General features: G+C 36.0%; 27 protein-coding genes and 1 riboswitch. Of the genes, 22 read left to right on the top strand and 5 right to left on the bottom strand.

The genetic code is table 11. The annotated features are described in order from the left end of the window. Positions 1-66 precede the first annotated feature (66 nt). Positions 67-387, bottom strand: a complete 321-nt coding sequence (locus IHV11_RS13885; protein WP_144703208.1) for a helix-turn-helix domain-containing protein — start codon at positions 385-387, stop codon at positions 67-69. A 98-nt stretch (positions 388-485) separates the two neighbouring features. Beyond that, the gene (locus IHV11_RS13880; protein ID WP_370568681.1) at positions 486-629 is read right to left on the bottom strand and encodes an anti-repressor SinI family protein; all 144 of its coding nucleotides are present in this window, start codon (positions 627-629) and stop codon (positions 486-488) included. Between the two features lie 29 nt (positions 630-658). Further along, positions 659-750, bottom strand: a riboswitch (cyclic di-GMP riboswitch). 210 nt (positions 751-960) lie between these two features. Here IHV11_RS13880 and IHV11_RS13875 point away from each other — a divergent pair. The 7 genes from IHV11_RS13875 (at position 961) to IHV11_RS21520 (ending at position 5921) form a co-directional block, all read left to right on the top strand. Further along, on the top strand, positions 961-1935 hold the full coding sequence (locus tag IHV11_RS13875; protein ID WP_231620345.1) for an NAD(P)H-dependent flavin oxidoreductase: 975 nt from the start codon (positions 961-963) through the stop codon (positions 1933-1935). 287 nt (positions 1936-2222) lie between these two features. Further along, positions 2223-2594, top strand: a complete 372-nt coding sequence (locus IHV11_RS13870; protein WP_197195197.1) for a hypothetical protein — start codon at positions 2223-2225, stop codon at positions 2592-2594. Positions 2595-2901: 307 nt separating this feature from the next. Beyond that, a complete protein-coding gene (locus IHV11_RS13865; protein ID WP_197195196.1) occupies positions 2902-3417 on the top strand; it encodes a HEAT repeat domain-containing protein in 516 nt (171 codons plus the stop codon). 138 nt (positions 3418-3555) lie between these two features. Next, a complete protein-coding gene (locus IHV11_RS13860; RefSeq protein ID WP_197195195.1) occupies positions 3556-4230 on the top strand; it encodes a hypothetical protein in 675 nt (224 codons plus the stop codon). Between the two features lie 412 nt (positions 4231-4642). Next, a complete protein-coding gene (locus IHV11_RS13855) occupies positions 4643-5110 on the top strand; it encodes an SMI1/KNR4 family protein (protein WP_197195194.1) in 468 nt (155 codons plus the stop codon). 141 nt (positions 5111-5251) lie between these two features. Further along, a complete protein-coding gene (locus IHV11_RS13850; RefSeq protein WP_197195193.1) occupies positions 5252-5527 on the top strand; it encodes a hypothetical protein in 276 nt (91 codons plus the stop codon). 97 nt (positions 5528-5624) lie between these two features. Then, positions 5625-5921: a DUF2651 family protein gene (locus IHV11_RS21520; RefSeq protein ID WP_370568680.1), complete on the top strand. Its 297-nt coding sequence runs from the start codon at positions 5625-5627 to the stop codon at positions 5919-5921. A gap of 222 nt (positions 5922-6143) precedes the next feature. On the opposite strand, the gene IHV11_RS13840 is transcribed toward IHV11_RS21520, so the two are convergent. Then, positions 6144-6656 carry a DUF2628 domain-containing protein gene (locus IHV11_RS13840; protein ID WP_197195191.1) on the bottom strand — a complete coding sequence of 171 codons (513 nt, stop codon included), beginning with the start codon at positions 6654-6656 and terminating at the stop codon, positions 6144-6146. 437 nt (positions 6657-7093) lie between these two features. On the opposite strand from IHV11_RS13840, the gene IHV11_RS13835 reads away from it, so the two are divergent. The 5 genes from IHV11_RS13835 (at position 7094) to IHV11_RS13815 (ending at position 11138) form a co-directional block, all read left to right on the top strand. Continuing rightward, a complete protein-coding gene (locus IHV11_RS13835; protein ID WP_231620344.1) occupies positions 7094-7906 on the top strand; it encodes a glycoside hydrolase family 16 protein in 813 nt (270 codons plus the stop codon). Continuing rightward, the gene (locus tag IHV11_RS13830) at positions 7906-9252 is read left to right on the top strand and encodes a glycosyltransferase family 2 protein (protein WP_197195189.1); all 1347 of its coding nucleotides are present in this window, start codon (positions 7906-7908) and stop codon (positions 9250-9252) included. The genes IHV11_RS13835 and IHV11_RS13830 overlap by 1 nt, the downstream gene beginning before the upstream one ends. Further along, positions 9249-10190: a polysaccharide deacetylase family protein gene (locus tag IHV11_RS13825; RefSeq protein WP_197195188.1), complete on the top strand. Its 942-nt coding sequence runs from the start codon at positions 9249-9251 to the stop codon at positions 10188-10190. The genes IHV11_RS13830 and IHV11_RS13825 overlap by 4 nt, the downstream gene beginning before the upstream one ends. A gap of 47 nt (positions 10191-10237) precedes the next feature. Then, a complete protein-coding gene (locus IHV11_RS21395) occupies positions 10238-10570 on the top strand; it encodes a helix-turn-helix domain-containing protein (RefSeq protein ID WP_197195187.1) in 333 nt (110 codons plus the stop codon). A gap of 142 nt (positions 10571-10712) precedes the next feature. Continuing rightward, complete coding sequence (locus IHV11_RS13815) at positions 10713-11138, top strand: hypothetical protein (RefSeq protein ID WP_197195186.1); 426 nt, start codon at positions 10713-10715, stop codon at positions 11136-11138. Positions 11139-11341: 203 nt separating this feature from the next. Here IHV11_RS13815 and IHV11_RS13810 read toward each other — a convergent pair whose 3' ends face one another. After that, complete coding sequence (locus tag IHV11_RS13810; RefSeq protein WP_197195185.1) at positions 11342-11548, bottom strand: hypothetical protein; 207 nt, start codon at positions 11546-11548, stop codon at positions 11342-11344. A gap of 384 nt (positions 11549-11932) precedes the next feature. Here IHV11_RS13810 and tapA point away from each other — a divergent pair, with 384 nt between their 5' ends. The 4 genes from tapA (at position 11933) to IHV11_RS13790 (ending at position 14849) form a co-directional block, all read left to right on the top strand. Next, positions 11933-12769, top strand: a complete 837-nt coding sequence (tapA, locus tag IHV11_RS13805) for an amyloid fiber anchoring/assembly protein TapA (protein WP_370568690.1) — start codon at positions 11933-11935, stop codon at positions 12767-12769. A 2-nt stretch (positions 12770-12771) separates the two neighbouring features. Then, the gene (gene sipW / locus IHV11_RS13800; protein WP_197195463.1) at positions 12772-13353 is read left to right on the top strand and encodes a signal peptidase I SipW; all 582 of its coding nucleotides are present in this window, start codon (positions 12772-12774) and stop codon (positions 13351-13353) included. A gap of 73 nt (positions 13354-13426) precedes the next feature. Continuing rightward, positions 13427-14020, top strand: coding sequence for a CalY family protein (locus tag IHV11_RS13795; protein WP_197195183.1), 594 nt, complete (start codon positions 13427-13429; stop codon positions 14018-14020). A 124-nt stretch (positions 14021-14144) separates the two neighbouring features. After that, positions 14145-14849, top strand: a complete 705-nt coding sequence (locus IHV11_RS13790; protein ID WP_197195182.1) for an LPXTG cell wall anchor domain-containing protein — start codon at positions 14145-14147, stop codon at positions 14847-14849. Positions 14850-15084: 235 nt separating this feature from the next. Here IHV11_RS13790 and IHV11_RS13785 read toward each other — a convergent pair whose 3' ends face one another. Then, complete coding sequence (locus tag IHV11_RS13785) at positions 15085-17511, bottom strand: immune inhibitor A domain-containing protein (protein ID WP_197195181.1); 2427 nt, start codon at positions 17509-17511, stop codon at positions 15085-15087. Positions 17512-17911: 400 nt separating this feature from the next. Between IHV11_RS13785 and IHV11_RS13780 the strand changes: the two genes are divergently transcribed. The 6 genes from IHV11_RS13780 (at position 17912) to IHV11_RS13755 (ending at position 21897) form a co-directional block, all read left to right on the top strand. Then, on the top strand, positions 17912-18445 hold the full coding sequence (locus tag IHV11_RS13780; RefSeq protein WP_197195180.1) for a signal peptidase I: 534 nt from the start codon (positions 17912-17914) through the stop codon (positions 18443-18445). A gap of 113 nt (positions 18446-18558) precedes the next feature. After that, a complete protein-coding gene (locus IHV11_RS13775) occupies positions 18559-19272 on the top strand; it encodes a TasA family protein (RefSeq protein ID WP_197195179.1) in 714 nt (237 codons plus the stop codon). A 94-nt stretch (positions 19273-19366) separates the two neighbouring features. Next, positions 19367-20146, top strand: a complete 780-nt coding sequence (locus tag IHV11_RS13770) for a hypothetical protein (protein ID WP_197195178.1) — start codon at positions 19367-19369, stop codon at positions 20144-20146. Between the two features lie 50 nt (positions 20147-20196). Next, positions 20197-20919 carry an LPXTG cell wall anchor domain-containing protein gene (locus IHV11_RS13765; RefSeq protein ID WP_197195177.1) on the top strand — a complete coding sequence of 241 codons (723 nt, stop codon included), beginning with the start codon at positions 20197-20199 and terminating at the stop codon, positions 20917-20919. 3 nt (positions 20920-20922) lie between these two features. Beyond that, positions 20923-21549: a class D sortase gene (locus tag IHV11_RS13760; RefSeq protein ID WP_197195176.1), complete on the top strand. Its 627-nt coding sequence runs from the start codon at positions 20923-20925 to the stop codon at positions 21547-21549. Positions 21550-21567: 18 nt separating this feature from the next. After that, positions 21568-21897, top strand: a complete 330-nt coding sequence (locus IHV11_RS13755; RefSeq protein ID WP_197195175.1) for a helix-turn-helix domain-containing protein — start codon at positions 21568-21570, stop codon at positions 21895-21897.

Genomic DNA, 21897 nt, shown 5'->3' with positions numbered 1-21897 from the left:
GTACATTCCACGAAGACACCCGCAAAGGAAAAAAATACGTAAAAACCACCTGATTTCATCAGGTGGTTAGTTTTGTTTGTTTTTCCATTTGTTAAATTCGAGAAACTCTTTAAACTGCTCTTTGCTTACACCAGAACCCATGGCTTCTTTCACTAATTCAGCCCATTCCTGATCTAGGTTTTTTGTGTCAACTTCAGCTTTAATTAAGTGATCTACAGAAATATTCAATACATCCGCAATCTTCTCGAGAAGTTGTATAGAAGGGTTTTGTTGAATATTTCGTTCTAGGGCACTTATATACGATTTTGCTACCCCTGCTTTATCGGCCAATGCTGTAATGGAGAGGCCTTTTTCGGTACGGTATTTTTTTACTCGCTCACCAATCATCATTTGCAATCCCCATTTAAGAAATAATTTGCCTTTATTATATCTTTCTGTATGAGGTAAGTAAATAAATTCTGTGACTTGCTTACTATTTCAATGAATTAATTTCCTTGCAATTGATATTTTTCTAAAGCTAATTGGGGATTTTGTAAAAAACGAATAATTTCTTCTTTAGTAAAACCTTGATCTCTCGCTTCTTTAATCAATTCAATCCACTCGTGATCCAGCTTAAACGTATTTTCCACTAAGAATCCCTCCAGAAAGTATATGATGTCCAGGTAACCCGGCGATCATAGCTTTATAAGTTAAGCTTTAGACCCGTGGCTTTGCGCCCACTTCTTTCGAAAATGTTTGCCCTTGTCTGAAGGATAATTAGGTCATATTCCCTAACTAAAATTGATTATAAACAAGCTAAATAGAAAATGTTGTCAGAAAATGACTGTAACAAAAATGTAATATATGGAAATCTCAATTTACCCCTATAAAACTTTTTTAGAGGAATGATGCAGGTTGTGTTGAAATTATTCTTAATAAATTCTCATTAAACTAATTTTAGCTGCTGAAAGGATGAATAAATTGTCTAACAAATTGCCAATGAATTTGTCGAATCAACTCAGTTTACCTGTGATTAACGCTCCAATGTTTCTTGTATCGAGTCCTGATATGGTGATTGAAAGCTGCAATAATGGAATTATAGGAACGTTTCCATTATTGAATGCACGCACCTCCGATCTTTTAGAAAATTGGATGAAACATATCTCAGAAGAGCTAAGTAAAGCAAGAGAAGAAGATCCTTCTGCAAAAATAGCTCCATGGGGTGTTAACTTAATCGTTCACCGAACGAATAAACGGTTTGAAGAAGATGTAGAGCTAATAAAAAAATATGAGCCGCCAGTGGTGATTACTTCGCTTGGTAATCCAAGCGATGTGGCTAAAATCGTTCACGGGTACGGTGGTCTCGTATTCTCTGACGTTATCTCGCTTGATCACGCGCGTAAGGCTGCTAAGACGGGCATTGATGGTTTAATACTCGTGTGCAGTGGGGCAGGTGGCCATGGTGGAACGTTAAATCCATTTGCTTTCTTAAAAGCAGTAAAAGAATTCTGGGATGGGATGACGATTCTAGCTGGGGCGATTTCTACAGGTGAAGAAATACTTGCTGCCAAGATTCTTGGAGCTGATCTCGTATACATGGGAACGCGCTTTATAGCGACTCAAGAATCTTCAGCGAGTGAAGATTACCGACAGATGTTGATTGAATCTACTCTAGAGGATCTTGTTTATACAGACGCGATTAGTGGAATAAAAGGAAACTACCTGCTTCCATCCCTCCAAAAAGCGGGATTTGATGTAGAAAACTTGATGAAAAAAGATTCTATCGACCTTTCTTTCTCTGAATCCAAAGCTAAAGCTTGGAAAGACATTTGGTCAGCGGGACAAGGTGTAGGCAGTGTGAAGAAAATTTCTACCATCCAGGAAGTAGTAGATGACCTTAAAGCAGAATATAAAAATGCGTTAAATACAAAGGAAGCTATTAGTATAATCCCTTGAAATTAATAGTCCTTTAGAACTAAATCCCCCAAAAACTCTGTGTATAAACATGGTTTTTGGGGATTTTTGTATTGTCCTTCTGAAGTGGACAAATTATAAGGTTATGTTTTTGTTTGGGGTCAGACCCCAAACAAATACAAGATAATTCATCAGATAAAAAGAGGACTGAACTGAATGAGGGAGAAAGTAATAAGTGATATCTTTATGTAAAGAAAACGTGTAAACTGTAAGGAATTCCTTACAATACAGTTTAATTTGAAAATGCTAATTATAGTGGAGGTGTTACCATGAATTTATTCTCATCTATTACGGAAGAAAGTTTTAACTATTTAATACATGATTATGGATTTTCTGAACCGATCGATACAGATGGGAGTTGGAAGACAACCTTCTTATACACTAATGACCAACTTGCGATTGAAATCGAATTAAATTATCGAGACATGGATACATTTATTTTTATGAAAAAAATGAGTGAAGATCAAGAGTGTGATGTTTCTCGTATGCAACTTGAGGAAATTATCAATATAGAGCCAATCAAAAGCAAGGGTGATCAAACTACGATCGAGGAGTTTGAAAAGGGAATTGTGGAAAAAGCTACCCTATTAAAAACTCACCTTAACCAAATTATAAACAAAAAGGAAAGAATTTTCTCATAGATGAGGAAAGAGATAACCACAAAATAGTAAAGGGTTCTCTTTTGAGGGAGTAAACGAGAAAAAACAAGCTAAATTGCATAAGTAATTAGCATTATAAATCGCAACGTAATTCGTTGCGTTTTTTTTTGGTACACAAGGCTCTATGTTTAGCACTCAATTCGTATACCAATTCACTTGTCAATTAACGTGGCACTTTTAGCGAAAGAGATTAAAAAGCTTCGAATATATAATAAGGTTAAAAACGTGCATCCCATATTCCACAAACGAGCAGGATTGTTGAACAAGCAAATAAACGGGAGACTACAAAGTGAACCAAGATAAAGCACTTAGAATATTAAATAAATACTCGCCAATGCCAGATGATGAAGAACTTACAGAAGAAATAGTTAATGAGTATAGAAAAGTAATTGATTATCTATATGAAAACCCACCTGGGATAATCTTTTTAAAACCATTGTTATATTCATTAGGAGCATACGATGGTTGGGGTGTATATGAGATTACACGGTCGATACTTGTTTCTTACGACATCTCACAAGTAATCCCATATATGAAAGACGAACTTTTAAGTAAACTAGACGGGAGAAGGTATTGGTGTACATTACTTGCGATTGATTTTCCTGATGAAAGTTTAATCCCAATGTTGTTGAAAACATTAAACGACCCTGTCGAAGATATTCGAGTTAATTCTGTCGTGGCTTTAGAATCTATTGGGAATAAAAGCGTCATAGATGAATTAATTACTAGGAGTAAATTAGAAAACGACGAGGATGTCATTGAAGTATTTCAGGAGGCTATCAATTCCTTACAATCTGAAATATAAATCCTTAACAATCGGGTGCGTTGACGCCATTATTACGAAACTTATTGAGAAAACGTGCAGAATTGTTGAAGAAGGATACCTTGTATAAAATAAAGAATTTAATAGATTGGAAGCAAACTTAAATAAGCGAGGATGTTTATGAAACATAGACCTTATGGAGAACATTGGAGAGGCATAAAAGGATATAGAGTAATTGAAGAAGTCGACGATTATAAACATAATATTGGTGGCCAATATTGTGAAGTACCTGTTTGTAAACTGTGCGGAAAGAGAATGCACCAAATATTTTGTTTTGATTTGAAAGATCCAAAGCTTTCAGAATTAAAAGCGTGTGGAATTAGTAAGTTACCATTAGTTTCTTGCCTAAACTGTGCAATGGTATGGAAGCCTCAATATTTCCAATTAAGTAATGAGGGGAGAACTATAAAAGTATTGAATCAAGACAGTACTGAAGATTGGACTCAAGATGAAGAGGATCAACTACCTGTACCACTTCCAGAGACCTATGTAAAATTATTTGAAATGAAAGATGAAGATGTTCCAATAAATGAAGAAAATTATGATACTGCATTTGATTTATTTGGTTCTGAATATGTATGTAGATTGTTAGGCGCGCCTTTGTATGAGGAACTTCCTAAAGATTTAGAGTGCACGAAATGTAACAGTGAAATGATGTACATTGCTACAATTACTCAAGACCTTGGTGACCCTAATCTTATTTCAGTAGTCGATTTTCAAATCGGTGAGATGAACATTTTCTATTATATATGTAAAAAATGTCTAGTTATAAAAACTGAAATTCAAAGCACATAACTTTAACAAATGAATGCCTTCTATTGTCTCTTGTATTCCAGGAAAACTTGCCTATTTTGAAGCAGAACAGGAAAATGGACCTCCTCCAAGATTTATTTTAAAAAGAAATTAATGAGAGAATTTTTCTATAGTGAGACTCTATAAATAGTTTTCTTTATTCAAAAAAAGGTCAACCTGAATTCTGGCTAACCTTATATTACGATTTGGTGCATTTCTTCAAGAAGGAGAAGTGCTCTTTTTTATTGAATAAAGTGATTTAAATATCTACGTTATTGGATGGAGCAAAATAAATAAAAATTGGTATTTAAATAAAGGGTATGTTCGATGCGTTTCTCCAAGGAGGAGAAGTGCAGTTTCTATTATAAGTAAAAAGACAGTTTAATTGAAAAGATTAATGGGGGTAGAGAAATAAATGTTAATCAATAAAGCATTTGAAATAATCGAGGATCATCCAGATGATGCAGATTTTATTGGTGAAATTAAAGAACAAATGATTAATTCTGCTGAAGCAGCATTAAATGTAAATTTCCCGATAAGTTATAGACTTTTTTTGGAGAAGTATGGTCTTGGAGATATTTTTGGAGAAGAAATTTACGGTTTGGGAATTGAAGAAAATGGAGTTCCCAGTATGACCTGGATTACAAAACACTTTAGACAAGAGGAAGGCTTACCAAATCACTTAGTTTGCTTTTACTTCACAGGGTATGATGGCGTGTATTTTTGTTTAGATTGTTCCAAAGTACAGAATCATAATGATGATAATGCTGAGGTTGTTTCTTATATTAGTGGATTACCGATTGAAGAACAAAATTTTGAAGTTGAAGCAGGAAGCTTTGGTGAATTTTTATTAAATACATTGCAAGAGTCAATGGAGGATTGATAACTAATAGCAGAATCGTTCATACAACAATCGGGTACGATTGGAGCATAAGGGGATTGCTATTCCCTTACTCATCTATACATACGGGGGAATCTAAAACGTTATCTATTTATACAAATCTTTTCTTTTGGAGGATTTAAATTGAAGAAAGAAATAAAATATTTTATTGGTGGTACAGTAGGAGTGGTGCTTGGTTTCACCAGTGCAAAGATATATCATATCTGGGCTATGTTTTACGAAACGGAAGGACTTGCATTAGAAGGAGTTACAAGTTGGGACGGAGGGAAACCATTGTGGAAAACCGTAAATGAAAATCCTGGAACTGCAACATTCATAATTACAACTCTATTTTTATTAGTAGGGTTATTGTTCTCTTACCTATTAACCAAAAACGAGCAACAATTTAGGAATAAATAAACGATAAAATTGAAATTTTTAGAAATACTGTTATAAGGATTTGTTACACAATCTGATGCGTTGATTAAATAAGGATTAACGCCTAAGCACGAGCAAGATGGATTGGGATTGTTTTAAAAAAATTTTGGTATTTAAGAGGTGTGACTATGTGTATTTGGTAGGATTAGTAATCTACGCTTTCCCATTACTTTCAATTATGTTAGGTGGACTGGGTTATTTAATTTCTCGAAATGTTTATTTAATCCCAGGGGCATTATTAATTTTTTCTTTAATTACTACTTATACAGTGTTCAATACATCATTCTTGATGTGGGTAGTTATTTATACAATCTTATCTTATATCGCTGGACTTGCTGTTAAAACACTTGTTTCAACAAGAAAACGAGAATCATAGCCTAATTAAAATTTCTATTCACCTTATGCAGCAAAAAATTCTTAGTCAACTATTTGAGTGCTAATTGAATAAGGCCAAACGGACCAGACAAAAATCTGGTCGTTATTTTTGTCATTTACATATCCACTTATAATGGTAATTCATCTGCAAATTGGCTTGTAAATTACAATTTTCTCCTCCAAAAGAGAACCTGTTACAAAATAGGATCTCTCTTTTTTATTGTTAAAAGCTATAAATAAGCAAAACGAGTGCAACATAAGCCAATATCATTAATAATGCTAGAAAAGCACCCATTTTACTAGTTCCACCGCGTTTGCGAATTTCATGGATCTTTTCTTTATCGCTGATTGAACTTTGCTCGATCATGTTAATTTGTTTTTGCGCATGCTTTTTATACAGAAGGTTACCTCCGATGCCTAGCCAGCCAGAAAGAGCAGCGCCTAGAGATCGATTGATAAGTGTTCCTTCGATTTCCATTACAAGAAAAATGATATCGATGGCAAAAAAAGCAGCTAAGACAAGAAAAATGGGTGTGTACATCTTTCGATAACCAAGCCATAAGAGCGTTAAGAAAAAAGCAGCCCAATTAAAACTATTATCCTTCTGCCACTTCTTTAAGTAATAATCCTTCTTTTTCTCTCCAACAAATTCTATAAGGTTTGTTTCCTGTCTTTCATCCATAACTCCTTCGAAATTTGAATACTTCATATTATTAGTTTCAGTGAACGGATCCAATCTATTTAACTCCTTCTGTATTTTATTAACTGTATCTATTTCGTAGTAAATAATATACAGCTACAGGAATATATTCCATTTTATTCTAATTTTTAAACTCTTTAAGTTTTTAAAACATAGGGATAGCAACTAAAATTGAATCACAACTGTTCTTAAACGAAAACACAAACTAAAAAACTATATCACTCTTAATTTTTCCTTATTTTCATTAAAAATAATTAGATACCCAAAAGAAACAAGAATTGACAAGGTTTTCAACTCCTGCTATATTGAAAACAAATAAGTTCTATATAAAGAACAAAAACTTATATAAAGAACAATTTTTATCAACACCTATTTTTTTGATCTTTTTGTTCTTTAAAAAGAACAAAATTTTAATGCGTAGGGAGTGATCACTAATTCGTGTTCTATTTTTGTTTCTAGTTTGCTTTATGCCAATGACTAGTACTAATGCTGTTGAAGAGAAAAAACTTACTGAAATCAAACAAGTGGAATCACTGGATGAGATCACTTCAGGCGTAATCTTAAAAACAAAGGCTATTAATCAACCTACAAAAACTAATCAATGGCAATTATTGTGGAGTGATGAGTTCCAGAATGAATCATCTTTAAAAGATTGGAACCTTCAGGATTGGCCATCTGATAAAAATGGTGAATGGCAATACTACACACCTGAAAATGTAAAGGTTCAGGAAGGGCATCTTATTATCCAAAGTAAAAGAGAGCGGTTTAAGGGAAGAGACTACACTTCAGGTGCTTTGACTACTGAGAATAAATTGGAATTCACTTACGGAAAGATCGACATAAGAGCTAAACTTCCAAAAGGTAAAGGGGTATTTCCGGCATTTTGGTTAGTAAATTCAATAAACGGAAACTGGCTGCCAGAGATTGATATGATGGAGAATTTGGGGGATTCGCCGAACGATCTATATTTTGTTGTTCATTGGCAGGATTCCAATGGAAAGCGAAAGAGAGACTTCAGGCATTTTATTAGTAAAGATGTAGATTTCTCAAAGGACTTTCACCTATACAGCCTCATTTGGGAAAAAGACAAAATTGTTTGGTTAATTGACAATCAGGAAGTATTCCAAACAACAGAGTTTTCTCCTTCTACTCCATTATTCATCTATTTAAATACAGCAATTGGTGGTAATTGGCCAGGCCCACCTAGTCCAACAGATCAGTATCCTAAAGACATGTTAATTGACTATGTACGTGTTTATCAAAAAAGTGAGGGGAGTGGTCAATAATGCTGTTTACGTATTTTGCTTTAGGAATCTTCATGGCTTTTGTTATCTTTCAATCTCTTTATATCTTCATTCCACTATTCAAAAATGAGAAAAAGAAGCTAAATGAAGTTACCAAGAACTATACATTTTCTGTTATTGTCCCTGCCTATAATGAGGAAAAGGTGATCCGGCATTGTTTGGTAGGTTTTCTTTATTCAAAGTACAAAGATGCTGAGTTGATCATTGTTAATGACGGGTCAACAGATAACACGCTGCACTATCTAAATAAGCTATTAGCTTTCAAAGTATGTGATAGGAAAATAGACAAAGAGTTGAAGTATCAATATATAAAGAATACGTATCAGTCATTAAAATTTCCGAATATATATGTAATCGATAAAGTAAATGGCGGTAAAGCAGATGCTCTGAATGCTGGTATTGGATTTAGCCGAAATGAAATTGTTGTCACGTTAGATGCAGATAGTTATTTACAAAAGCACGCTCTAGAGGAAATGAATGTGAAATTCCAAGAAAAAGACGTAATTGCATGTGGCGGTAATGTACTCATTGCACAAGCGTTTACAGGAGATATCCAGAATTTAAAACCGACATTTAAAGTGAAGGGAATTATAAAGTTTCAATTTCTTCAATATTTAACAGCCTTCTATCTTCATAAAAGAGCTCAAGCTTCCATCGGTGCGATAACTGTCATTGCGGGGGCATTCGGTGCATTTAGAAGAGAGACACTCTTTAGTATAAACGGGTTTAGGAAAACAATCGGTGAAGACATGGACATCACGCTGAAGCTGCACAAATATATAAAAGAAACGAAAAGTAAGCAAAAAGTAGCGTTTGTGCCAACTGCTATTTGTTACACAGAGTGTCCAAGCACATTAAAAGACATGTTTAAACAACGAGTTAGATGGCAGAAAGCCTTTATAGATTGTCTCGTCCATTACCGAACGTGTTATTTTCATAAATTTTCAATCCGATTCTCTCTCTTTTTCTTAGTTGACCAATTTATTATTGGAACTTTAAACGCGTTTCCATTCGTTATAACTCCTTTCTTAATACTCTATAACCAGAGCAACGTTTTATTATTGCTTCTCCTTGGACTAGGAGCAGTTATGCTTTTCATGTATCAGAGTTTAACAACCATTTATGTCACGCATCTTCATGGAATAAAGTTTTCGAAAGTAGATCTTGTAAGGATAATCCTATTCCTTCCTTTTGAAATCTTTATTTACCGCATGATTAATCTTTCTTTTGTTGTGTATGGCACGACTTCTTATTTTTATAAATCGCAATCATGGGACAAGTTAGAGCGATCTGGAAATATCTCCTGGAAAGGAGTGAAGAGAGCATGAAGGAACTCATTTCTAAAATTTCCGTTGCCTCTGGTTTTCTTGTCCTTTTGAGTGGTCTAGGTTGGGGGCTTGGATTTGTGATCAATGAGTATGAGATTCTCGCTAAAGAACATGAAGGACTTCTGCCTAGCAATCAGCGAATTGCTTTAGAAAGCTGTACAGATGGATCGAAAAGGGTTGTTAGAACATTTGCTGTGCAAAAAGCGGCAAAAGATATCCCGATTTTAACGTATCATCGAATTGTCGATGAAAAAGATATAGTTAAAAAACATTATATTAACGGAAAAGTAAATCCCATGATCGTTACAAAAGCAGATTTCAATAAACAGATGACATATTTGAAAGATGAGGGATACGTCACCTTATCACTTAATGAATTGCATGGCTTTTTAAATAGGGATATAGCACTTCCGGAGAAAAGTGTTGTCATCACGTTCGATGATGGATACAAAGATAACTTTATAGAAGCTTATCCTATCCTAAAAAAATACGACTTCAAAGCTGTGAACTTTATCATTACAGGTGCAATATCTAATAAAGTACATCCGTATACACCTGAACATGTGCAATATTTCGGTGCAAAAGAATTAAGAAAGGGATGCGATGTATTTGAGTATCAAAGTCATACGTACAGCTTTCATAAAAGAGAGAAAAAGAATGGAGTAAAAACTTCGTACTTATTGTCGAAGTCTAAAGATGATGTAGTTAACGATATTCATACAAGCATCTTCCAGTTAGGAGGAGAGCGCCTTGGCTTTGCCTATCCATATGGAGAGTATTCTCCGGAAAGTATTAAGATAATAAAGCAAGCGGGTTTTAAAATGGCGTTTACAACAGAGGAAAGAGCAGCAAGTCCTAAGGATCATATGTATGAGATTCCACGGTTTCAGATTTTATATAACACTACATTGCAAGAATTTAAGCAGCTCGTAAAATAACAAAAGATTTGTAGAGAAGACAAATTAGCAGGTTGGAGGGGTTATACATGATTGGGGCCAAAATACGAAGTCTACGAGTTGAAAAGGGATTAACCTTAACGGAGCTTGCCGAAAAAGCTGGAATCGCAAAATCATATCTGAGTAATATAGAACGAAATCTACAAAACAATCCTACGTTTGAATACATTAATAAAATTGCAAGAGCGTTGGATGTCGAACAAGAAAGATTATTATTTGAGGCAGATAGCGTTGGAAATAGTGAGCTTCAAAATGACCTTATGAATTTAAAAAAAGCGTTAGCTCAAATGGACGATTATCAATTAGAAGAATTGATGGATTACATTGAGTTTACGATGTGGAAAAGAAAACAAATAAACTAATTCATTACTCCTTTCCCTTACTATTCCAATTAAAATGATAAAAAGCGCATTAAAGGGTTCCAATTTTCTAAAAAATATAGTAAAATAATTTGAAAATTAGGTTTCGTTTTATCGGAATTGGGGAAGGAGAGTATATTTGGGGATGAAACATATTACATCTGGGTTTGGGTTTGCATTTGCATTTTTGTCGGCGCTTTTCGCATTAGGTCTCTATCAAACGGTGATGGTATGGGGGAATATAAATTTGTTCTATGAACGAATTATGGGACTGACTTCAACTTCATTTATTTCTTCCATACTTCTATTCTGGTCAATTACAAGTGCATTTTGGATTCTTAGCTTAAAAGTGTTAGATCTCGCGCACAAAACAGAATTGTACAATACGAAGAATGCAATCTTCGGTATGTTGTTCTTATTCTTCGCCATTCCATTTGGCATTTGCGTACAAGTTTACCATGCACTTAACATGAATTCTGGCGTAACAACTATTACAACTGCACTGTTTATCATGACAATTGTTTCGTTCGTAATTGGGTTTGTGTTTAAATTTAGACGAACTGCACGTTAATACTGTAAATTTAAAAAATATATAAGCCTCTGAAAAACGTAAAAAGTTCGTTTCGATGGGCAGTACCCAAAAAACCTCGTTGTTAAATTACGAGGTTTTTTTGATGTGTTATTGAATCTTGCCGATTCTATAATTCGAAAAAGACATATGCCATACAAATGTCTTTTTCTTACTCACTATAAATTTATCCCATATCAATATTTCTAAGATTTTGAAACAAACAAATACTGATCTCGAATAAATGCCTTTCCATTCACCACTATTAGCTTTTCATTGAAATCATCAATATATCCAGAGTCAACGGTCACTTTTTTCTTCAAACAAACAACATCTACCTTCACCATCAAATAACGGTGATTATTAAAATCAAAATCATTATTGATGGAACTGCCAGTTGGAATGATATACATGGCCGCACTCCTTTTTTTTCTCCATACAAATTACCTATATCATATTATGGAAAATATTTACTGTAAAGAAATTATTAAGTAAAAACCAGATTTTTTTTAATTAACATTCATCCAATTTAGTTGCATCGCAGACTTATACAATTTCTCCTCCCCTTATCCACGAGTAAAAACATAACCGAATTGACAGCATTATTAATAAGATTGTTCTTTTGATAGAACAAATAATTCCGGAAAAAAACTGAAAATCAATGAAAAAGAAAGATAAACAGCGGAATATAGTTCAAACGTACTTTAAAAAGAACAAAATGAACCTGTTTACCGTTTTTTAAACTAGTAAAAACGTTCTATAATAATGATATAAACGTTCTTTAAAAAGAACAAAAAATCCTGATCCTTAATCCGAAGGAGGGGTGCAAAATTAGAGTTACGCGCTTACGCAAGTTTAGAAAAAGAAATTGGTTGTACATATTTAGTCTCAAATTGGGAATCATTTTTTATTCTTTGACTTTCTCTACTCTGCACCTAACTGGTAACACAGGTGCTTACTTTAACGAAACGGAAAGCGTAAACGGAATTATTCAAGTAGGAACCTGGCCAGAGAAATGGGATAAGAGCTCGTTATTATTTTTACCAAACACTAAGCAAATTACTAATAACGATCAATGTGTACCGATTAAGGTGACTATTAAAAATGGTGGAGATAAGTACATGCAAGGATCAGTTAACTATGAAGTATGGTGGGCTGAAAAAGGCAATCCGAAAGACGGTTTGAAGATTTCAAGCGGAGAAATAAAAGCTCTCAAAAGTGGTGAAAGCTTAGTGTTATCTTTAACACCTACTATAAACGGAATTTATAAGTTTAAAGCTTTTCAGAGACCAGGGCACCCAGGAAAAGGGGAGCTTTGGAGTGATGAAATAGCAGTAAATTGCTTTAATACAAAAATTATTGAAGAACCAAAAGAAGTTCCAAAAAAAGCAGAAGAAGTTGAAAAGGTACCTGAACAGAAACAAGAGGAACCGCCTCAACCTTCAACACCAGAAACAACGGAGGAAGTACCACCAACTCAAACAAATGAAACAAAAGAAGATATAAAACCTATAGATCCGACCAAATCGAGTTCAAATGCACAAGAAGCGCAAAAAACAACTACACAAGGTGTAGTAAATCCTAATTCTCAACCTGTTGAACAAAATGAGACAAAAAAGGATGATCCAAAATGAAAATGATTATTGTGAAAAGATGGATTAGTAACATTGTGACCACTATATTGTTTCTCACATTAATATCTACTGCATTCGTAGTAATCTCATCTAAAGCTTCAGGTGGAGAACCTACTGTGATGGGTTTTCAGCTAAAGACAGTTCTATCTGGCTCAATGGAACCTGATATACAAACGGGATCTATTATCGCTATAAAACCAGGTGGTGACTTGAAAAGGTTTCAAAAGGGCGATGTTATTACCTTCAAAGAATCTGAAACAAAGTTAATTACTCACCGTGTTCAGGAAGTAAGAGGAACTGGAGATAACACACAATACATTACAAAAGGTGATAATAATGACGCGCCAGATCTAGCGCCAGTGTTAGCTGCAAACGTTGTTGGAGAGTATAACGGTTTCACAATTCCTTACATCGGTTATCTCTTAAACGCTGCTCAATCTAAAATGGGCTCTGCCTTACTATTAATCTTACCAGGTGTCCTATTACTTCTTTACTCTGCCGTTACGATATGGAAAGCCATTAAAGAAGTAGAAGTGACAAAAAAGACAACTACGACTCCCACTAATGAGATTGAAATGCCGTAAAGATATTAATCGATACGGCTTCAATATAAAAATTGTACATACCCAAAAAAGGGTGAAAGGGAGGAAGTTTAATATGAGTTTAAAGAAGAAATTAGGTCTTGGGGTAGCTTCTGCAGCACTTGGTTTGTCTTTAGTAGGTGGGGGGACTTATGCGTACTTTAGTGATTCAGCAGAAGCAAGTGCTACATTTGCAGCAGGAACATTAGATTTAAGTGTAGATCCGACAACTATAATCAACGTTGCTAATATTAAACCAGGTGATACAATGCTAAGATCTTTTGATCTAGTGAATGGAGGGTCATTAGACATTGCGACAATTGATCTTATGACAGATTATACTATTACTGATGCAAATGGTAATAACAATGACGACCTAGGTAAGCATATCCGAGTTAACTTTTTGATTAATGGAGATAAGCTTGATACTCCAATCTGGTCAACAACTTTATTTCAGCTTAAAGGTATGTCACCAGATGTAATTGAAGGTAATTTCTGGAGTCAATTCTTTGCTGAAAGAGGAGGGAATCTTGCAGCAGGAACTCGTGATAAGCTTTATGTACAATATGAGTTTGTTGACAATGGTCAAGATCAAAACCGTTTTCAAGGCGATAGCTTACAACTTAAGTGGACGTTCAACGGTATGCAGGGTGATGGAACTGCAAGATAAATTTCTTAAAGCTAAAAAATATGAAGGTGGGATATTTCCCACCTTTTTAATTGATTGCTTGTTCGAGGAAAGCCGATAAGTATTTTTTATCTCCTACTATATTAAAGGTTGAGAGGTAATGACTATGATGTTTAAGTCAAATAAAATAAAGTTAATTCTAATTTATAGTTTAGTATTACTAACCATTGTCGTTTTTACCCCGATCGGAAACACCGGTGCTGACTCCAGCACACCAGAAATCAAAATAGATACGCTGCCCGAAAAGGTGCTCTTTGATATTGAAAATTTCAAACCGGGTGATTGGGCGCCTCGTGAGTTAACGATTCAGAACAATGGCAATCAGGACTTTTCTTATAACATTCAATCCCGAATGAAGGCGGGTTCGGAGGAACTTTATAATCAATTTCAGCTGAAAATTGAAGACAAATCAGGTCTGGTTTTTCAAGGGGATTTGAAAGACTTCAAAGGACTTGATCCACGTCCTTTAGCTGCTTTTTCAGAAGAGACGCTCACCTTAACAGTTGAATTTCCGTACATATCTGGCAACGAGTTTCAAGGATTAAATACGGAGGTTGAATTCGTTCTTTATGCAGAAGGAAAGAACGAACCGCCACCGCCAGATACGGAAGACCCTGATGAAGATAACGGAAGCACTCCACCTAGCAATGACAGCAACAACTCGCCTGCAAAAGACACAGGCTCACTTCCGCAAACAGGAGAAGACAATCCAATCTTTATTATCCTGTCAGGGCTATTCATCTCCATGGCTGGTATCGCCTTATTGCTTATAAAAAAATCAATCCTTCCGAACCCTTTTAAGAGAGTTTAGGGATGAAACGAGATGTTTTAAGATTAACGATAGGACATGATAAGAGTATTCACGATCATTAGCTAGCTGTTAGACGTTGTACTGCAGAATGAAAGCAGCCGTCTCAACAGCTAGTTTATTTTTGTGCAATCAACTGTACTCCTACACATCAGCAAATTACCACTCTATCATTCTCATAATCTCTTCACACAAAAAGACCCTCGCTCATTATGAACGAAGGTCTTTCTCACTTCAATTATCTACTGATTCTAATTAATCCAGCAGAGTTATCAGAAGCTTCTCCTAGAATTGTGAACTTCAGACCGTACTTAGGAAGAATCTTACCAGCGTCGTTAATGATGCCATCTGTTAAACTGCCGTTATAATCTTTGTTATCGATGTACGTTACAGCATCGTTGAATACAGGTACTCCATTTTGAGATTTGTAATCAAAGATTCCACGGCTTGGTGAGTTGAGGTACCAAGCTGGTGTTTTATCAAAAGAGAAAGCTGCATCTGCAATTTGATAACGAGTAGAATCCTCAACTGTTGGCATTCCATCCTTCATTCCTACTATTGCTTTAGGGTGTGAGTCAACTACTCCGATAAATCCTTCACCAGGGTGAATTCCTGTCCAGTTGTCAGTGAAGCTGTCATCACCATACCATACAACCATTCCTGTGTTGTATTTAACTCCACGGCTTGATTGAAGCGCTATGTCAGATCCTTCAGTATTTCTCCACTCAATATAGTAATAGTGGTTTGCGTATGAAATACCATTTGAAACGATGAAATTATTTAATTTGAATTGTGTTGTGCCTTCTGCATTATCAGAGAATAGAACTGTACCATCAGCTGTCAACTCAGCATTATCAAGAGCAAAACCTTCTGGTGCAAGTCCGCCATCTGTTGAATAATCAAATACTAACTTAACTTTTTGTCCTGCAAATTCAGTTAGGTCATAAGATTTATCAACCCATTTACCTTCAGTTGTGTACTTTGGTTTTTCCGCATTTGAAGCAGTCCATCCAAGTCTTTCAATTTCCTTAAGTATTTTTCCGCTTTCATCTTGAACGTAAACAGATAACTTATCGTACTCTCCAGCATTTTCAATTTCATAGTTTGCTTTAAAGTTGAACGTTGCTGAGGTCTTACCGGTAAGATCAAATAGAGGAGATTCCATACTAGTATGAAGGTTATCCCCTTTCGTACTGTAGTAGTACTTTTCACCAAATTCCGGTTGGATCTTGCTTGGTACTTCTTTTTGTGGAAGATTTACCTTCACGATACCTGGGTTCTTCGATTTTGTTACTGATTGATCCACTTTAACCAACTTGCCGGACGCCGTAATATCCTTTAAATCGACTTCAGTGATCTTTGCCCAGTTTCCACCCATCACTTTTTGGAAGTATTCCTTGTTTTGAGGAGAGAAGCTCGTTGGCTCAGTTCCTGCAATTTTTCCATTCCAGCTTCCGCCACTCATGATCGACCAAGATGCAACTGGTTCACCGTCGCCCGTGTACTGCGTATCGTACTCATCTGGAAGACCTAGATCATGTCCGAATTCATGTGCGAAAACGCCGACTGCACCATCTTCAGGCTCGATCGTGTAATCGTAAGCAGCCATTTTTCCGCCCCAGTAAGGAACATCCGTTTGAGTACCTGGAACTGCAAATACGCCGTTCAATACCCAGCGGTGAGACCATATTGCATCTGCACCTAATGAGCCACCGCCAGCTTCCTGACCAACACCAGCATGAATGACCATAAGGTGATCAACCAATCCGTCAGGCTCGTTCATGTTTCCATCGCCGTCAAGATCATAAATATCTAGTTCGTCAAAATCTGCTAAGTTTACTCCGTCTGCAACTGCAGCATTTAGAGCATCTTTTACAAAATCACGAGGACCTTTTGGATTTAGGTTATCATGTCCGGATGCCGCGTCATCACCATACTCTTTTGCCGTTCCTGGTACGGTAACCCAGTTCGTTACATGGCCATCAACCGTGTAGCTGCCCCCAGATTGTTCTTCATAATATTGTTTGAACGTTTTTACTTTTGATCCATCGAACAGCTCGAAGTCTTCATCGCCGAATAACATTTTTTCGTAGTGTTCGCGACTGAAGTCACCTGAGTACATGTAGCCTTCTTCTTGTTCAATGCTGTTGTGTTTGAAATCCGAGAACTCTGCTAAAAGCACGAGTACCTTATCTTCGCGCACGCCGCCTTTATACTTTGCAGGTTTTGCAGGATCTACATTCATAAATCCGCTACCAGTCGTTAGGGTTTGCGAGTTATTTAATTTCTTAGAAAGTTTTTCTTTTTGTTTGCTCAAGAACTCTTTTGATTGTTTGGAGATGTCTTTTGCATGCTTATCTTTTGTTTCTGTTGTTGCAGCTGATCCTTTTTTGCTTTTGAGTTCAATATACTTCTTTACAGCTTTTTCAGTTTCCGTTTTAGAAGCATTTTTAGCAATAATACCTTGTTCCTTAAGTGCTTTTGCTAAACGGTCTTGATCTACTAAATGCATATCAATAGGTGCAGATTCTAAGATAGCGGATGTTTTTGAATAGGATTTTTCCACCGGAGCTTTGTTCGTAGAAAAAGCAGATGGTGCCAGTAGACTCATAGAAATCCCCGTCAGCATTAAAGAAGTGCCGAGCTTTTTACTCCATTTTCCCATTTCTTCTCCTCCTGTTTTTTCATTGTTATAAGTACAAAAGCAAAAAAAAGTAGCTGAACATCATCTCCTTATGTAAGTTCAATATATAGAACGAAAAGTTCTATAATTAGAATAATACGAAAATAGTAAACATTTGTAAAGGCAAAATAAACAATTTAGTAGAAAATATGTTTTGTGCTGTATAAAGAACGTAACGATGTAAGTGTCGTTGCATTTTAAAAGCTCCTGGTATTCTTTTTTATCGGATAATTGGTGTGTGAATCCGAATTATATGGATTTTGTAGAAACTTGTCGACAAAATAAAGAACAATTTGTTCGTTATAAAGGTTGACAACGAATAAATGCTGGTGTAAATTTGAAATCACAAAGTGCTTTATATCGAACAAAAGGGAGTGTTGGAATGTACAAAAGGATTTTGAAGATCGTATCAAGTGCAATTGTCTTCTGTATGTTGATCAGCATAGGTTCCCTGTTATACATCACCTATCAAGGAAGCAAAAATCCAGACGAGATCCCGTCATTTTTCGGCTATAAACCCTTTACCGTTCTTTCAAACAGTATGCAGCCTTCCTTTTCGGCTGGGGACATGGTTTTCGTGAAAGATAAACCAGCATCCGAAATTGCTGTAAATGATGTAATCACATTTAAAGAAGGAGAACGGAAATTAATCACACATCGAGTAGTCGAACGAACGAATCAAGGGTTTGTTACAAAAGGTGATAACAATAACGTTATAGATTCAGAGATTGTTGCATCAGACGATGTTGTAGGAACTCATGCATTCACTATTCCAAAGGCTGGATATGTCTCTAAGTTTGTAAGCAGTCCAGTGGGAATTACGCTCCTCATATTAGTACCTTTACTAGGTTATTTACTTTTAGAAATCTATGACTTGATCACGAGATTTCTATCTAGAAAAGAAAAAACGGTATGACTATAATCTTATTTATTTTAGGAGGTGGGGCTATTCATTAAGTTGATAGGGGCGGTTTACATAGCTTGAATGAGTAGAAAAATAAAATTTAAAAATAATGGGAGGCAACAAAAATGAAAGTAGCAAAGAAAGCGTTATTAGGAACAGCGTTAGCTGGTGCAATGGTAGTATCTGCAGGATTTGGAACTTATTCATGGTTTACAGATGTAAAGACGGCTAATGGAACAATCGATAACGGTTCATTAACACTCGGAATGGATACGGAGCTATTTGCACACAAAAAATTTGCGCCTTCTCAAGTTTTATTGAGTGATTATAAAACGATTGAAAATACTGGGGACCTGGATCAAGTATTAAGAGCTACCTATACACATTCCATAAATAAAGCCTCTATTAAAAAATATAAAGTAGCCTATCTGGCGATGAAATATACAGGAAACATTGATGAAGCTGAAAAAGTCCGTTTTAAGGCATTTGCTCAAAAAGGTTTTGAAAATGGTAACTCAAATATCGTAATGGATAATGGTTTGGCAAAAAAATCTGTTAATTATGAAGTGGAAGCAGCGTATTTATCAGAAGAGCAAGTGAATGCTTTACAAGCAAAAAAAGTAAGCAATGAAGAGACGATTAAATTTGGCAAAGGAAAGTTTTGGAAACTTAACGAAGGTCAAAAAATTGACATTTTCTTTATGGTAAAACTTCTTGATAGTGCGGGCAATGAATATCAAGGTGCACACTATGATGCAGAATTCAAAGTGGAAGCGAAGCAAACTGAAGATGGTGCTGAATTTGGACCAGAAGCTGGTACACAACCTACGGCGGAATAAGTAAGATTTATCAAGCGGGCAGTCGATTTTGTCGGCTGCCCTTTTATTCTTTTAGCCCGTGTATGGAAAGGTTTTAAAGCAGGAGGTGTGCTTATTGGAACAAATTAGTAAACGAAAGAAGAAAAGACACGTGATTTTATCGATGATCATCATGAGCTATTGCTTACTTTTTATGGTTTCGAAGTATGATACGTTTGCTTGGTTTTCAACACAATCTTATGCCAATGGCAAAATCACGAACGCCAAGACTGCCGATCTGTTGGATATTCAACTAGGGAATGTTAAGTATTTTGATAACTGTCAAGTGCAAAGCAGTGTGAAGATCACCAACATCTCTAAAATCGATATCCCTATCAAGCTAGATTTGTTAAGTGATAGCAAAAGTAAATATTCAAAATCAAATGTCTTAAAGCCTGGTCAATCATTAATTAGTGCGACAAAGGATAGCAATTACCTTACTTCATGTAAATCAACTGGAATCACATACCATCTATTTGGTTTTCAGGGTTTTGTGGATGAAGAAATCGTCATTCCTTTAGATTCAACGAAAATGATTAAACCAGTCGAACTACCGAAAGAAAAAATAGTTGAAGAAAACAAGAAAGAAGATCAAAAAACTGAAGATAAGCAGCAACCAGAAGTGAAGGTAGAAGAACCAACGCCAGCACCATCACAGCCTGAACAACCTGCAGCACCTGAACAAACTGAACCAGAGACGAATACTCCTGCACCATCAACAGAGCAGGCACCAACGGCACCTATTGAAAACCCAGCAACAACGAATACAGAAAACAGCCAGCCGTCCACTCCCGCTACTCAATCTGTAGGACCACCTTCGACTGAAAGTAAAGAAGTCACTTCAAAAGATGAGTAAGATAGTTTTGTTTAACATGAACAATTATTTGGGAGTGGAGGTGTAGTTCTTTGATTAAAAGGAAAAAAGTTCACCGTATGATAGCTGGGATCATCTGGGTTTTAATAATTGGAGTTATCTCTTTTCAACCAGAAAAAATTTATTCGTTTAGCAATGATAGTTATGGACTTGAGCTGACACCTTCCGAATTTCATATGGATAATATGCGTCCTGGGTATATACAAGACCATACATTGACTGTGAAAAACATTGGAAGTTCGATCATGAAATACACACTCAAAACAACGGTCAAGTCAGGCGAGAAGCTATTTAACGAACTAAATGTAACGGTGAAACAAGAAAATACAGAATTGTATAAAGGGAAATTAAGTGACTTAACGATCTCATTTAGAACAATTCCTGCAAAAACAGAAGCTCTTCTAACTTTTTCAATTGGTTTACCGGGTGAAGCGGGAAATGAGTTTCAAGGTTTAAAAACATCTTATGAAATTCAAGTCCAAGGTGAGGGATCAGCCCCGCCAACTGACGGAGAAGACCCAGGTGAAAATCCAGGAAAAGATGATGGAAACAAACCGCCGACTAACAACACGCCTCCTCAAGACGGAACCGAGAGACCAGCTAACCCACCAACAAAAGACACAGGGGCACTCCCGCAAACAGGTGAAGAGAACCCTTTATTCTTCCTATTATCAGGGGTGTTCATGGCTGTGGCTGGTCTAGGGTTATTACTCATTAAGAAATCTATTTTACCCAATCCGTTTAGAAGGGGATAAGTGATGAAGTGGCTTGCATATGTATTGATAGTTGCAGGGCTCACGACCATGCTGTATCCGAAAGCCAAAAGCGTGTACTACTCCTATCAAGAAGAACAGTTGTTGGATGACTGGGAATCAGCTTCGTCTGATTCCCTCATTCAACAAAGCTCACAACAGCTTGATGATGTTTTCACAGAAGAAAAGCCCCCTAATAAAGATGGGAAAGCTGAGAAAGTGAAAAGCTCTATCATCGGAAAACTTTCCATCAACAAAATCGACTTAACCCTTCCAATAATGGAGGGTGCATCACAGAAAAACTTAAAAGTTGCAGCAGGGCACATGAACGGCACATCTCCAATAGGTGAGAATGGAAATGCAGCTATCGCAGCGCACAGAAGCTACACGTATGGAAAGCAATTTAACCGGCTTCCTGAAGTTGAGTCTGGTGACTTGATTCAGGTTGAAACCACAAAAAAAATTTTCACATACAAAGTTATGGAAAAACAGCTCGTCCTGCCTACGGATCTTTCCGTATTGCAGAGCAGGAAGGACGAAAATATCCTTACACTGATTACCTGTCATCCTATGAAAAATCCAACGCATCGCTATATTGTAAAAGCTGTCCTAGAAAAAGAGGAGGTTTTATAGCAAAGGAAGTTGTTATTTGTGAACAAAAAAATCGGAATACAAATTAAAAAATATCGATTGAAAAAATATTTAAGTCTATCAAAACTGGCTTCTACTGCAGGCGTTTCAAAAAGTTATTTAAGCAGTATAGAAAATCATGAAACAAACCCATCTGCGCATATGATTCATAAAATAGCTCAAGCGCTGGAGGTTCCCGTGGAAAAATTATTGAATAGCCAAGTTGAAACACTAGACCCCGAATGGGTAGAACTCGTATCACAAGCAAAGGAAATGGGGATACAACAGGATGACATTCGAGAATTTTTAGCATATGAGGCTTGGAAACGTTCCGAAAAGGAAGGAGAATAG

This window comes from Fictibacillus sp. 26RED30 (genome assembly GCF_015903845.1).
Taxonomy (GTDB): Bacteria; Bacillota; Bacilli; order Bacillales; family Fictibacillaceae; genus Fictibacillus; species Fictibacillus phosphorivorans.
The sequence above is the reverse complement of the archived record's forward strand: the minus strand, read 5'-3'. Positions and strand labels throughout refer to the sequence as shown.